The 13,990-nt window shown below is 58.7% G+C and carries 13 protein-coding genes, 1 tRNA gene and 1 pseudogene; 9 read left to right on the top strand and 6 right to left on the bottom strand.

Going from position 1 to position 13,990, the window contains the following annotated elements:
• The first annotated feature begins 76 nt into the window (after positions 1–76).
• Positions 77–322, top strand: coding sequence for a zinc-finger domain-containing protein (locus Tal182_RS10520; RefSeq protein WP_085859388.1), 246 nt, complete (start codon positions 77–79; stop codon positions 320–322).
• 29 nt (positions 323–351) lie between these two features.
• A complete protein-coding gene (locus Tal182_RS10515; protein ID WP_085859387.1) occupies positions 352–1,506 on the top strand; it encodes an FAD-dependent monooxygenase in 1,155 nt (384 codons plus the stop codon).
• A 138-nt stretch (positions 1,507–1,644) separates the two neighbouring features.
• Here Tal182_RS10515 and Tal182_RS10510 read toward each other — a convergent pair whose 3' ends face one another.
• Positions 1,645–2,835 carry a cystathionine beta-lyase gene (locus tag Tal182_RS10510; protein ID WP_085859386.1) on the bottom strand — a complete coding sequence of 397 codons (1,191 nt, stop codon included), beginning with the start codon at positions 2,833–2,835 and terminating at the stop codon, positions 1,645–1,647.
• A 349-nt stretch (positions 2,836–3,184) separates the two neighbouring features.
• Between Tal182_RS10510 and Tal182_RS10505 the strand changes: the two genes are divergently transcribed.
• The 5 genes from Tal182_RS10505 (at position 3,185) to Tal182_RS10485 (ending at position 8,145) form a co-directional block, all read left to right on the top strand.
• Complete coding sequence (locus Tal182_RS10505; RefSeq protein WP_085859385.1) at positions 3,185–4,210, top strand: amino acid ABC transporter substrate-binding protein; 1,026 nt, start codon at positions 3,185–3,187, stop codon at positions 4,208–4,210.
• A gap of 94 nt (positions 4,211–4,304) precedes the next feature.
• A complete protein-coding gene (locus Tal182_RS10500) occupies positions 4,305–5,507 on the top strand; it encodes an amino acid ABC transporter permease (RefSeq protein WP_085859384.1) in 1,203 nt (400 codons plus the stop codon).
• Position 5,508: 1 nt separating this feature from the next.
• Positions 5,509–6,654 (top strand): amino acid ABC transporter permease, encoded by a 1,146-nt coding sequence (locus tag Tal182_RS10495; RefSeq protein WP_085859383.1) that lies wholly within the window; start codon positions 5,509–5,511, stop codon positions 6,652–6,654.
• A 17-nt stretch (positions 6,655–6,671) separates the two neighbouring features.
• Positions 6,672–7,445: an amino acid ABC transporter ATP-binding protein gene (locus tag Tal182_RS10490; protein WP_038688615.1), complete on the top strand. Its 774-nt coding sequence runs from the start codon at positions 6,672–6,674 to the stop codon at positions 7,443–7,445.
• A gap of 388 nt (positions 7,446–7,833) precedes the next feature.
• Positions 7,834–8,145 (top strand): hypothetical protein, encoded by a 312-nt coding sequence (locus Tal182_RS10485; RefSeq protein WP_082929653.1) that lies wholly within the window; start codon positions 7,834–7,836, stop codon positions 8,143–8,145.
• 251 nt (positions 8,146–8,396) lie between these two features.
• Here the strand turns inward: Tal182_RS10485 and Tal182_RS10480 are convergent, their stop codons facing one another.
• Positions 8,397–8,789, bottom strand: a complete 393-nt coding sequence (locus tag Tal182_RS10480) for a hypothetical protein (protein WP_085859382.1) — start codon at positions 8,787–8,789, stop codon at positions 8,397–8,399.
• Between the two features lie 749 nt (positions 8,790–9,538).
• On the opposite strand from Tal182_RS10480, the gene Tal182_RS31665 reads away from it, so the two are divergent.
• Both Tal182_RS31665 and Tal182_RS10475 read left to right on the top strand, forming a co-directional pair.
• Positions 9,539–9,742, top strand: a complete 204-nt coding sequence (locus Tal182_RS31665; protein ID WP_125461474.1) for a hypothetical protein — start codon at positions 9,539–9,541, stop codon at positions 9,740–9,742.
• Positions 9,743–9,977: 235 nt separating this feature from the next.
• A complete protein-coding gene (locus Tal182_RS10475; RefSeq protein WP_085859381.1) occupies positions 9,978–12,113 on the top strand; it encodes a right-handed parallel beta-helix repeat-containing protein in 2,136 nt (711 codons plus the stop codon).
• A gap of 281 nt (positions 12,114–12,394) precedes the next feature.
• On the opposite strand, the pseudogene Tal182_RS32215 reads toward Tal182_RS10475, so the two are convergent.
• The 4 genes and pseudogenes from Tal182_RS32215 to Tal182_RS10455 all read right to left on the bottom strand — a co-directional run.
• A pseudogene (locus Tal182_RS32215) lies at positions 12,395–12,496 on the bottom strand (transposase); the annotation flags it as partial.
• A gap of 24 nt (positions 12,497–12,520) precedes the next feature.
• A complete protein-coding gene (locus Tal182_RS10465) occupies positions 12,521–12,832 on the bottom strand; it encodes a hypothetical protein (RefSeq protein ID WP_064810231.1) in 312 nt (103 codons plus the stop codon).
• A 203-nt stretch (positions 12,833–13,035) separates the two neighbouring features.
• A tRNA-Arg gene (locus Tal182_RS10460) sits at positions 13,036–13,112 on the bottom strand.
• Between the two features lie 57 nt (positions 13,113–13,169).
• A complete protein-coding gene (locus Tal182_RS10455) occupies positions 13,170–13,475 on the bottom strand; it encodes an ETC complex I subunit (RefSeq protein ID WP_008526983.1) in 306 nt (101 codons plus the stop codon).
• Positions 13,476–13,990: the final 515 nt, after the last annotated feature.

Genomic DNA, 13,990 nt, shown 5'->3' with positions numbered 1-13,990 from the left:
GCGGCGCTTTGGCTCTACACATTTGCGGCGAAGACTTATAAGGTCCGCGCACCTTTCATAGCATTCGGAGAGCGACATGGCCGGCCACAACATTCCTCACTTCCAGAACGACGGCGGTCATCGCGTCATCGAAGTCGGCGTCAAGGAATTCATGTGCACCGGCGCTTCGGTTCCTTTCGACCATCCGCATATCTTCATCGACATGGGCGACGACAACGAGAAGGTCTGCTCCTATTGCTCGACGCTTTACCGCTATAATGCGTCTCTCAAGCCGAGCCAGACCAATCCGGCCGGTTGCGTTTTCCACGTGAGGGCGGCGTAAACCGTCCAGAATCCGGATCGGACTTGATAATGCCGGTCGAACATGCCGCCATCATCGGCGCCGGCATTGCCGGGCTGACCGCTGCGCTTTCGCTGTCCCGGCGGGGCATCAGCTCGGAGATTTTCGAGCAGGCCGATGAACTCGTCGAAGTCGGCGCCGGCCTGCAGGTTTCGCCGAACGCCTCCCGCATCCTGGCAGAACTCGGCGTCCTCGAGGGGCTTTCAAAAGTCTGGCTCGAACCGGAGGCAATCCGGCTGATGTCAGGCGGTTCGCTGCGCCAGCTTGCGGCCGTGCCGGCCGGCAAATTTGCGCGGCAGCGCTGGGGGGCACCCTATGGCGTGCTGCACCGCGCCACATTGCAGAATGCGCTTCTCACCGCAGTCGAAGCCGATCCGCTCTGCCGGCTTCATCTCGGCGCGCGAATGGAATCGAATTCGCCACCTGTCGAACGGGCCGCCGATGTGGTCATTGGCGCGGACGGCGTCTGGTCGAAACTCCGGCACTCCATACCCGGCAGCCGCTCACCGCGCTTTTCCGGCAACATCGCCTACCGCTTCACCATTGCCGAAGACGAGGCGCCGGGTTTTCTCGGCCGGACAAGCGTTTCGGCCTTTCTCGGCGGATCGGCGCATCTTGTCTGCTATCCGCTGAAAGAGACCGGCAGCATCAACATGGTGGCGATCACCGCCGGCAATGCCGCGCCGCAGGCTTGGGGGAACGAGCCGACGGCAGAGCAGCGCGCGCGGCTCCGGGCGCAGCTTTCCGGTTGGAACAGCGCGATCATGTCGCTGCTCGAAAAACAGCCGAAGCTGACGTTCTGGCCGCTCTTCGAAACCGCGTCGGGCGCGTGGCAGGACGGCCGCGGGACGGTTCTGATCGGCGACGCCGCGCATGCGATGATGCCCTTTGCCGCCCAGGGAGCGGCCATGGCGATCGAAGACGCCTACGAACTTGCCGCGGTTCTTTCAAACCGTCCGGTGGTGGAAGCACTGGCGCTGTTTGAAAGGCATCGTTCGCCGCGCATTGCAAAGCTTCGCCAGCGCGGCGCCTTCAACAAATTTGCCTATCATGCGAAGGGGCCGATCCGGATCGGCCGTGATCTGGTGCTCGGCCTGAAGCCGCCGCAAAGCCTGGCGGCCGATCTCGACTGGATCTACGGCTACCGGGCTCGGAGCACGCTGTAAGGCGCCGCAAGCGGCCGCAGCCCCTAAAGCGCATCGCGATCTTTCAGATTCGCTCATGCGCTTCAGGTATTTGTTCTACGCATTTGTTGCCGCAAAACCGCAGCACATTTTTGCGCGACATACTTTAGCCGCAACTGCTCAGACGGCGCTTGCCGCCGCGAAACCCCGTTCGATATCGGCCTTGAGGTCGGCCACATCTTCTAGGCCGATCTGCAGGCGGATGACCGGCCCCTCCTTCGGCGCCTTGGCGACCTTGCGGTCGTTCAGATTGGCCTGTAGCGCGAGGCTTTCAAAGCCTCCCCAGGAATAGCCGAGACCGAAAATCCTGAGCGCGTCGAGGAAGGCGTGGGCCTTCGCCTTGAATTTCTCGGGGCTCTCCGCGGCAAGCACGAAGGAAAAGATACCGCTGGCGCCCGTAAAATCGCGTTTCCAGATAGTGTGAGAGGGGAAACTCGGCAGCGCCGGATGCAGCACGCGGGCGACATCCTCCCTGCCCTCCAGCCATTCGGCGATATCAAGCCCGCTTTGATAATGGCGCTCGAGGCGCAGCCCCATGCTGCGCAATCCGCGCAGGATCTGATAGGCATCGTCGGGCGCGCCGCAGATGCCAAGAGCGCCGTTCGCCTCCTTCAGCCGCTCCCAATGCTCGGCATTGGCCGATACCGTGCCGAGCAGGATATCGGAATGGCCGGACGGGTATTTCGTCGCCGCGTGGATGGAGATGTCGACGCCGTGATCGAGCGGCCGGAAATAGAGCGGCGTCGCCCAGGTATTGTCCATCATGACGACGGCGCCATGGCGATGGGCGACCGCCGAGATCGCCGGAATATCCTGCATTTCGAAGGTATTGGAACCGGGAGCCTCGGTATGGACGAGCCTGGTGTTCGGCCGGAACAGCGTCTCGATGCCGCTGCCGATCGCCGGATCGTAATATTCCACCTCGACGCCGAGCCGCTTCAGCATCGTATCGCAGAAATGGCGGGTCGGGCCATAAACCGAATCGACGACGAGTGCGTGATCACCGGCGGCGACGAACCCCAGGAACGGAATGGTGACGGCCGCCAGCCCGGAGGGGACGAGGATCGTGCCGGCAGAACCTTCGAGCGCATCGATCGCCTCGCAGAGCGCGTCCGTCGTCGGTGTGCCGCGCGTTCCATAGGTGTATTTCTGCGAGCGCGTGTCCATCGTCGCCGCATTCGGAAACAGGACCGTCGAGGCATGCACGACCGGCGGATTGACGAAGCCGTGATAGTCGAAGGGGTCGTTGCCGATATGGGTCAGGCGGGTGTTGATGCCGGCGGTCTGCAGCAAGCTGTCTTTGTCTTTCATGTCGGAAATAGCCTTTGGCGAGGGGCGCAAAACCAGACTTTTGGACGCCTCGACCGGTCCGGTCAACCCCTCGAGGAGGGGGACAGCAGTCGCTAGGTTTTTCTAAATTCGCGTTATTTTTCCGCAATTGGGCGCTCATTTCCTAGCCAACCGCCTTCGAATGTGGCGCAATCCGGCAAAATGCTGAATTTTGCCGCAATTATTGATGGCGACACTTGACCATGGTGACATTTGCGACTGTGATAGGGTACTCGCGCCGGGAGGGTGTCGAGACGATGGGGGTGGCAGAGTTTTCCGCCGGAACGCCCCACAAGAAAATATAATACAACGGAAAAGGTTGGGAAAAAAAATGAAGAACAAGCTTCTGTCCGCCACGATCGGCGCAGCAGTTTTCGCTCTTGGCGCCTCGGCTGCTTCGGCCACGACTCTCGGTGATGTAAAGGCAAAGGGTTTCATTCAGTGCGGCGTCAACACCGGTCTCGCCGGCTTCGCAGCGCCTGACGCTTCCGGCAACTGGGCGGGCTTCGACGTCGACTTCTGCAAGGCTGTCGCTTCGGCCGTGTTCGGCGACCCCACCAAGGTGAAGTTCACGCCGCTCAGCGCCGCCAATCGCTTCCCCGCCCTGCAGTCGGGCGAAATCGACGTCCTCGCCCGCAATACGACCTGGTCGATCAACCGCGATACGGCACTCGGCCTGAACTTCCGTTTCGTCAACTATTATGACGGCCAGGGCTTCATGGTCCGCAAGAGCCTGAACGTGAAGTCGGCATTGGAACTCTCCGGCGCGTCCGTGTGCGTCCAGTCGGGCACGACCACCGAGCTCAACCTCGCCGATTATTTCAAGGCGAACAATCTTCAGTACAATCCGGTCGTCTTCGAAAAGCTGGACGAGGTCAACGCCGCCTATGATGCCGGCCGTTGCGACGTCTACACCACCGACCAGTCCGGTCTGTATTCGCTGCGCCTGACACTGAAGAACCCGGACGAACACGCGATCCTGCCGGAAATCATCTCCAAGGAACCGCTCGCCCCGGCTGTGCGTCAGGGTGACGACCAGTGGTTCGATATCGTCAGCTGGGTCGGCTATGCCATGATCAATGCTGAAGAATTCGGCATCACGCAGGCCAATGTCGACGACATGAAGAACTCGCCGAACCCTGACATCAAGCGCTTCCTCGGCGTCGAGGCGGATACCAAGATCGGCACCGATCTCGGCCTGACCAACGACTGGGCTTACAACATCGTCAAGAACGTCGGCAATTACGGCGAAGTCTTTGAGCGCAACATCGGCCAGGGCAGCCCGCTCAAGATTGCGCGCGGCCTTAACGCCCTGTGGAACAAGGGCGGCATTCAGTACGCTCCGCCGGTTCGCTGAGCGGCATCACGCATGAAGCCGGAAAGGCGGGCGACCGCCTTTCCCCTCCAATAAAAAAGCTCCGAAAAGGAGCGTAATGGGGAATTGGCCAAGCATGACGCATCAGGCTTTGGATTCAACACGTGTATCCAGGAGCGGCTGGAGCTTTCAGTCCGCCCTCTACGACCCGACAATTCGGGGCATTTTCTTCCAGGTTCTCACCATCGTCCTGCTGGTCGTCTTCGTCTGGTGGGTCGCGCACAACACTGCCGTCAATCTGGCGCGCGCCAACATCGCGTCGGGCTTCGGTTTTCTGAACGGCCGCGCCGGATTCGAGGTCGGTCAGTCGCTGATCGCCTATTCAAGCGATTCGACCTACGGCCGGGCACTGGTCGTCGGCCTTCTGAATACGATCCTGATCGCCGTTACCGGCATCATCACCGCCACCATCATCGGCTTCATCATCGGCATCGGCCGCCTGTCGAGGAACTGGCTGATTGCCAAGCTGTGCACGGTCTACGTTGAAGTCTTCCGCAATATTCCGCCGCTGCTTGTCATTTTCTTCTGGTATTCGGGCGTTCTGGCGGTTCTGCCGAATGCGCGCGAGTCACTGCATCTGCCGCTCGGGGCGTATCTGAACAACCGTGGGCTTTCCTTCCCCAAACCGATTTTCGGCGAGACTTTCTGGCTCGTCGGCGTCGCCTTCGTCGTCGCGATCATCGCGGTGATTGCGACGGCCCGATGGGCGCATCGCCGGCAGGCAGCGACAGGTCAGCCGTTCCACACGATCTGGGCTTCGATCGGCCTGCTGGTCGGCTTGCCGCTGATCGTCTTCCTGGTCGCAGGCGCGCCGCTTACGTTCGATTATCCGATCGCGGGCAAATTCAACCTCACCGGCGGCTCCGTCGTCGGGCCTGAATTCATGTCGCTCTTCCTGGCACTTTCCTTCTACACCGCTGCCTTCATCGCCGAAATCGTGCGCGCAGGCATTCGCGGTGTGCCGAAGGGACAGACCGAAGCTGCAGCCGCACTCGGGCTTCACCCCTCGTCGATCACCCGGCTGGTCGTCATTCCGCAGGCCTTCCGCATCATCATTCCGCCGCTGAGCAGCCAGTATCTCAATCTGACCAAGAACTCGTCGTTGTCGATCGCCATCGGTTTTGCCGATCTCGTCGCCGTCGGCAGCACGACGCTGAACCAGACCGGTCAGGCTGTCGAGGTGATCCTCATCTGGATGGTCATTTACCTCAGCCTCAGCGTCGTAACTTCGTTGTTGATGAACTGGTTCAATGCCAAGATGGCGCTGGTGGAGAGGTAAGATGAGCAACGCTTTCGTCAGAACCGCCATACTGGCGCCGGAACCGCCGCCCTCGGCAGAGAAAGGTCCGGTCGCTTGGATTCGGCGTAACCTGCTTGCGACGCCCAAGGACATGGTCCTAACCATCCTGGCGCTGGTCTTTGTCGTTTGGGCTCTCCTGCACGCGCTCGACTGGCTCTTCGTGCAGGCGGTTTGGAGCGGCCCGGACCGCACCTTCTGCGCCACTGCCGTACAGGGTGGCATCCAGCCGGATGGCTGGAGCGGTGCATGCTGGGCCTTCGTCAATGCCAAATTCGACCAGTTCATCTTTGGACGTTATCCGCTCGACGAGCGCTGGCGCCCGACGCTGGTCGGCATTCTTTTCGTACTCCTGTTGGTGCCGATGCTCATCCCTTCGGCGCCGCGTAAGGGCGTCAACGCCCTCCTGCTCTTCGGCGTGCTGCCGATCGTATCCTTCTTTCTGCTTTACGGCGGATTTGGCCTGGAAATCGTCGAGACCCCACTCTGGGGCGGGCTGCTTGTGACGCTGGTGCTCTCTTTCGTCGGCATCGCCGTCTCCTTCCCTCTCGGCATCATCCTGGCGCTCGGAAGGCGCTCGCAGATGCCGGTCATCCGCACGTTCTGCGTCGTTTTCATCGAAGTCGTCCGCGGCGTGCCGCTGATTACCGTCCTGTTCATGGCGAGCGTCATGCTGCCGCTTTTCCTGCCGGCCGGCTGGACGGTAGACAAGCTCTTGCGCGCGATCATCGGGGTATCGATCTTCGCCTCCGCCTATATGGCGGAAGTCATCCGCGGCGGCCTGCAGGCTATTCCCAAGGGCCAGTTCGAGGGCGCGGATTCGCTCGGGTTGGGCTACTGGCAGAAGATGCGATTGGTGATCATGCCGCAGGCAATCAAGCTGGTGATCCCCGGCATCGTCAACACCTTCATCGGCATGTTCAAGGACACCTCGCTGGTATCGATCATCAGTATGTTCGACCTTCTCGGCATCGTTCGCCTCAACTTCGTTGATCCGAACTGGGCAACCGCAGTAACGCCGCTGACGGGGCTGATATTCGCTGGCTTCGCCTTCTGGCTTTTCTGCTTCGGCATGTCGCGCTATTCAGCATTCATCGAACGTCACCTCGACACCGGCCACAAACGATAAGAATGAGGGAAATAATCATGGCTGAAGCTCCAGCTAAGAAGCTCACCGTTTCCGCAACGGAAGTGGCGATCGAAATCATCAACATGAACAAGTGGTACGGCGATTTCCACGTGCTGCGCGACATCAACCTGAAGGTCATGCGCGGCGAACGCATCGTCATCGCCGGCCCGTCCGGTTCGGGCAAATCGACGATGATCCGCTGCATCAACCGTCTCGAAGAGCACCAGAAGGGCCAGATCATCGTCGACGGCACCGAACTCACCAACGATCTGAAGAAGATCGACGAAGTGCGCCGCGAGGTCGGCATGGTATTCCAGCACTTCAACCTCTTCCCGCACCTGACGATCCTCGAAAATTGCACGCTGGCGCCGATCTGGGTGCGCAAGATGCCGAAGAAGCAGGCGGAAGAAATCGCCATGCACTTCCTGAAGCGGGTCAAGATCCCCGAACAGGCCAACAAATATCCGGGCCAGCTTTCCGGCGGTCAGCAGCAGCGCGTGGCCATCGCCCGGTCGCTCTGCATGAACCCGAAGATCATGCTGTTCGACGAGCCGACTTCGGCGCTCGATCCGGAAATGATCAAGGAGGTGCTCGACACCATGGTCGGCCTCGCGGAGGAAGGAATGACCATGCTCTGCGTCACCCACGAAATGGGTTTTGCCCGCCAGGTCGCCAACCGCGTCATCTTCATGGATCAGGGGCAGATCGTCGAGCAGAATTCGCCAGCCGAATTCTTCGACAATCCGCAGCACGAGCGCACCAAGCTGTTCCTCAGCCAAATCCTGCACTGACCCCGAATGCTGAACTTGTTGGAGGCCCGCCGCACCTTTTGGGTTCGGCGGGTCTTTCATGTTCAGCGGGCGGCGGCCTGCAACAGATTGCAGACACCGGCAGGACGGGAATCGCCGCCGCCCGGCGGAAGGTGCGGGCCGATCTCCTGGATTGATCCATTGAGAGGCCGCCGCGCTGGCGGTCCCGGCCATGCCGAGAGCGGTTCAGCTTTTTCATGGAAGCGCAGAACCGCTCTAAGTTTTTGTTTTTACACAGTTCCGGGACGGAAAGCGTTTCACACTTTTCCTGGAATTGCTCCAGCACCCCATCCCTCTTGCCCGCAGGCGTTGAAACAAATAACCTCCCGCTCGATTACTTCGATGATCAACCAGAGGAGAACTAAACCCAATGAGATTGATGGCAGTCGTTGGCGTTGCACTTAGCCTGGGCTGTATTTCGGCCGCAGAATCTCCTTCAAACTATCAATCCTACAGTGGCGTACGGGTCGAAACAGACCCTGCCCTCCTCTCTCGATACGACAAAGCTCTTCAGTGGTGCGTGCCGGAGGCAGGCTCATGGCGACGCGGGTCGCCGGATCCGCAGAGCCTGCACTATAACGCGGCGCTCAGAAATTGCCTCTACAGGCGCGGCTTTGTCGATCGAGGCGTCTACGCTTACCCCATCCCCAAGATTTACTTCGATCATTTCCTGGATCGCTGAGAAGAACCGAACGGTTCTAGTTTGCCATAGGACTTCAAAAGCCGGGAACACAAGCCCGGCTGTATCGGCGTGGCTTGTCGACGGCGGCCGCATATCAGCTTTTGGCGCTGTCGGATGGCCGGCCCTTGCCGTCCGGCATTTACCACGGGGATGGTGGAAGCTGCAGCGCGGCTTTCAGGGCAACCGGAGCAGCGGGATTGGACCGAGCTCCATAAGTGCGGAGATCGGGAGCTGCGGGATGGATGCGAACCTCAACCGACGGTCGACACCGCATGTACTTTCATGTCATCTCGAACTTCGTAGAACTTGCTGCCGTCGATATAGATAAAATGGCAGCTTGGCTTTTCGTCTTTGCCGGCAGAACAGGCCTTATCCCCCTTGAAGGTGAGTTTCGTTTTCACGTCGATCGTTTTGCCGCCGACATCGGCCTTGCCGGTAATGGTCCCCTTCTTCCAACTCCAAACGAGTTCGGCGGTCACAGGCTTTTCGAGATCGACAATCTCTACCTTCACATGCTTGCCATCAGCAAAAGCTTTGAACTCGTCCATTGTAGCCTTTTTGGCCCCTGCAGGAAGATCAACCGCGTAGGCATTCATTGCAGTTAGAAATGCAGCGGCGCTGATGCTCACAAAGATCGTTCTCATACTCGCCCCCTAAGAATTGACCAGGGAGGGTATACGTTGTCGACGGCAGCAGCACCCCACCTATTGCGGCTAGAGGCAGTATAGCGCAGATCGAACATATATAATCCCACGATATTTCAACTTTCTGGCGACATCCTCAGAATTTCTGTCTTTGTATTGGCTGCCACGCACCACACGAAATAACCCACTTGCGATGATTACTTTGCCGTCTTGGATAATATTATTCACGTCTGCGATGTATCAAAGATGATCTCCATAAAACTGCTTGCCGCCTGCATGACGACATGACAGCCAAACCGAAATCGTCATGGCTCCGGTATCGGAAAGACCAGCCACGAAGAAGATGGATCTTTCCCTCGCTATACAACAACTGCGAGGCCGAGAGCGTCTGAACATCGCCGTGCCGTTCTATGTGCCGCCAAAGGACCCCGCGCCGGAATTGGGTTCGGCCGCCTCCACGCAAGATGAGGTGTCCGAGCAAATTTCCCTTGTAATCTAGCGATGTGACCCCGAGCCATGGATGAATTGCCCCGCCCACCCTCTCCAAAGTGGCGGGGTTCGAGTTAAGGATTGTTCGGGATACGCCACCACCTGAGCGGTGTCTTTCGGCGCGATCACACGCATTCGATGCCGTTGCGCTGAGTATAGGCGTCCGCCAGAGCCTGCGCTTCGAAGGCGAATTTCACCTGCTGGCATGTGTCTGCGGAGGAGCGGTGTGCCCATTATCTAATCAGTCTTGAAAGCGACTCATGATCGAATCGAGCACCCCGGAGACGGTGCTGGCCTTGCCACGGCCATGTCAATTAGCCCCAATCGTGAAGGCGAAGCTGCCAAAAATTGAAAAATTCAGAAAAAATGTTGATCCCGCCTTGGCGGCAGGATTTCAGTCACGTCCATCAGATTTTCCTAATCTTTTCAATGGGCGGGCTTCGCTCTGGTTGCAGAAAGAATAATTCGCGGGAAGCGAGATATATATTTTGTCCCAATTTGGGCGAATCGGATTTCCGCAAATATTTCAAAATGTAACTTGGGAGTGATCTGGATATTGTGGCAGCAATATGGCTATGTTTCTCAAGTACTTACTGTTTAGATGCTGTTGCGCCCTTCAGAACCTCGTCCTATAAACCCCGCCGCAAGACATGATTAACCACAAAATATTAGACAACGCTGAAGTTGAGGAACAAAACCATGACAACATACTACGTAGCTTCGAGCAGCAGCGGCGGCGGTAACGGCAGTGCCTCCTCTCCTTTTCGCACGATCAGTGAGGCGATGGCTTCGAACCTTAAGCCTGGCGACGAGGTCGTGGTGAAAACGGGGACCTACAACGAGAGCATCAACATCGACAAGGACGGCTCGGCGGCAGCCGACATCACGCTGCGCTCGGAAGTGCCCGGCGGGGCGCTGATCCGGGCCCCCGCGGGCTCGTGGAACGCGATCAGTGTCAACGCCAACCACGTGGTCGTCGACGGCTTTGATATCAGCGGCGCCAGCGGCGACGGCATCGAAGCGAGCGGTGTCCACCACGTCCAGATCCTCAATAACAAGGTCCACGGCAACGGGGAGTCGGGCATCCAGTTCAACCAGTCGGACTTCATCCACGTCGAAGGCAACGAGACCTATAATAACGCGTCGTCGGGCTGGTTCTCGGGCATCTCGCTCTACGAGAACCGGAACATCACCGGTGATACCTCGACGGATGGCTACCGGAACATCGTGCGCAACAACATCTCGCACGACAACGTCACAAAGTCTGGTGAACACACCGACGGCAACGGCATCATCATCGACGATTTCCAGAGCACGCAGGCGAGCGGTAATCCGAACTACACGTTCAAGACCCTGGTCGACAACAACCTCGTCTACGGGAACGGCGGCAAAGGCATTCAGGTTACCTGGAGCGACTCCGTCACCGTGAAGAACAACACCGCCTACCACAACAATCAGGACCCGCAGAACACCGGCACCTGGCGGGGCGAGCTGAGCAACTCGGCGTCGAGCAACAACACCTGGGTCAACAACGTCGCCGTAGCCGACCCATCGCTAAACAAGAACAATACTGCGATCGATAATACGTCGACCGACGCCTACACCAACAAAAACGTCGTCTGGGCCAACAACATCACCTACAACGGCACGGCCGGCCAGGCCTCGGTTAAAACCGATGGCGGCAACGCGATGCCTAGCTCGGCGGACGGCAACAAGCTCGGCGTTGACCCGAAATTCGTGGGGGCATCGAGCGACGACTTCCACCTCGGCTCCGGCTCGGCGGCGGTTGACAGCGGAACCACCAAGTACGGCGTCAGCTCGGTCGATCTGGACGGCGACGCGCGCGTCGTAGGAACTGTTGATATGGGTGCTTACGAATCCGGCTCCGCCCCGGCATCGGGAACACCGACCGCACCAACGCAACCGACAACGCCAACCACCGGTACGCCGACTACGGAGACGCCCACTACGGAAACGCCCACCACGGGAACGCCCACCACGGGGACGCCGACCACGGGGACGCCCACCACGGGGACGCCGACCACGGGAACGCCAACTACGCCGACTACGGAGACCCCCACCACGGGAACGCCAACCACAACCACGAAGCTGTACACCGGCACCAACGGCAATGACATCATGCCGCACACCGGTCAGTCCAACGGCGGCAACGAAACCTTCAAGGGTCTCGCCGGTAATGACATGTTGAAGGGCGGCGCCGGCGCGGACGTGCTCGACGGCGGCAATGGCAACGACACCGCCAGCTATGCGGGCTCCAGCGCGGGGGTCCACGTCGACTTGGCGACTAAGGTAGCATCGGGCGGGGATGCCACCGGTGACAAGCTCGTCAGCATCGAAAACGTGACCGGCTCCAGCTACGACGACGTGCTGACCGGCGGCAATAACGGCGGCAACGTTCTCAATGGCGGGGCCGGCGCGGACAAGCTGAACGGCGGCGCCGGCGCAGACGTCATCATTGGCGGTGCCGGGAAGGACATCATGACCGGCGGCACCAGCTCGGATACGTTTGCCTTCAAAACGGCGACGGAAACTGGGTCCGGCTCGAACCGCGACGTCATCACCGACTTCCAGCATGGCGTCGATAAGATCGACCTCTCGGCGATCGATGCGAATGGATCTGCGCAGGGCGATGCAGCCTTCCATTTCCAGGCGCAGGAGAATGCCTTGTTCGACAAGAAGGCTGGCGCGCTCGCGTGGCACTACGAGGACGACCATACCGTTATCCAGGCCGACTTGAACGGCGACGGTGTTCATGACTTCGAGATTCAGCTGCAGGGCCACGTCCAGCTGGGGGCAGGCGATTTTCTCCTGTAATCATACCCGTTGCGGCGGTCGCCCGACCGCCGCAACAATCGTGCCAACGAGGGCGGAGTAAAATCCGCCACACAGCACGCAAACTTCGGTTACTTCAGCGCGTGGATGAGCAAGCTGGGAGGGCGTAGCCCGAGCGGCGATCCCCTCCGCGCGCTGTCATTTTCGGCCGGTGTCGGCCGGCCTTTCCGGTGCCGCTTTGCGCGAGGCGATAGCGGTCCCCGTACATCTCGCGATTTTTGACGCGGTCGAGTGGAGCGCCGGTCAGGCGCCCAAGGCGCCGGCCTTGGACCGTCGACGGTATCGCGGAATAGCCAACTGTTTCTGGCTGTGGCAATAACTCGGATGTCGCGTTTCAGAATGTTATTATCGGTCGGCATCCTGCCATGGCAGCCAAATCCGCATGACCGCTACTGATGCTGCCCGTTGTCCATTCCTTCATCCCTGATTTCGCGCCAAATAAAAAATGTTAACAATTTGTTCTTGCGCACGAATTCTCTATTGGCCTTATCCTTGCGAAATTCCGGCCACGACCGCGAAAATAAATAACTCATGAGGCCTGGCAGAAATAGTACAGCAAGAAGTGTCCAAAGAATGTTGTAGGTATATCTGGTGGAGCCATGCATATACTCCACACCGCCGCTGAAAATTCCTAGGGCAATCACGCCTACGAAACAGAGGATGAAACCTACTAGGCAGATGATACTTGCGCGCTTTGTCACCTTCCCTCCATAGAAATTAGTACTAGGGGTGTCCGCGAGTTCATGGCCGATAAATGTTAAACAGACTGCGCGCCCATTTCGGTGAGATTTGCCCAAAAGCCGATTACCAGCATTGCCGGATGCATATTAAAAGCCTAGCCCTCAAAACAACTCCGATAAGGGGTTTCTCAAAAACTGCGTAAAAACAGATATCTGAAAGATGGTGGCGACCCCTGCAGGAATCGAACCTGCGACAACCTGCTTAGAAGGCAGGTGCTCTATCCAGCTGAGCTAAGGGGCCGTCCGGCGGTCACGTTCAAAGAGCGCGACCGAATGCGCCATATGTGGACGAGAAATTTCAATGCGTCCAGGGTTGCGTGCGGGTATAGCGGAAATTGTCCGGATAGGCCACAACCTGACGCGCTGGGTCCTTCGGCGCGATGACGCGGTATTCGATGCCGTTGCGCTGGGCGTAGGCTTCGGCAAGTGCCTGCGTTTCGAAGGTGAGCTTTACCTGCTGGCGCATATCGCCCGAGGAGGTGTAGCCCATGATCGGATCGATCTTGCGCGGCGACTCCTGATCGAATTCAAGCACCCAGAGATGGGTCTTGGCCTTGCCGGACTGCATGGCGGTCTTAGCAGGACGATAGATCTTGGCAGACATGACTGCGGCATCTCCGAATATGCGAGGACAGAGCGCCCCGCCTTTCATGGTCTCAATCCCGTTGCCGGGCCCTTGCTTCGTCGTTTGCGATAACGCGAAGAGTTGAATTTTGCTTATCCGCGAATCCCCGTTTTTTCAAGAAAAAAGCGGATCGCGACGCCGCCGCCACAGCCGCACCGACAATACGCCAATGTGTTGGGGAGCAAGGCTTATCGTTAACTCGGGCGGCCCAGCACATTCATCCCTCATGTCGCTTCCCATCCACCTAAATCCGCAGGAATTCCAGGCCATTGCGCAATATTACCAATTGTCTCATGTTGTGATCACAAGCTGATTGCCGCAGCCGGCCATGGGCACTAGTTTGCGGCTCAATCGGCTTCAGTGGATGCACGCATGATGAGACGTTCGACAGAGTTCAATGCCATTATGATAGGAGCTGGCATCACCGCTTTCTTCTATATCGCTATCAGCTATGCCCAATATATCGGCCTGATCGCCCGCGGCTAAGGCTGATC

Source organism: Rhizobium sp. TAL182 (assembly GCF_002117725.1).
GTDB lineage: Bacteria > Pseudomonadota > Alphaproteobacteria > Rhizobiales > Rhizobiaceae > Rhizobium > Rhizobium esperanzae.
Note: the sequence above shows the minus strand (reverse complement) of the source record. Positions and strands in the feature narration are given on the sequence as shown.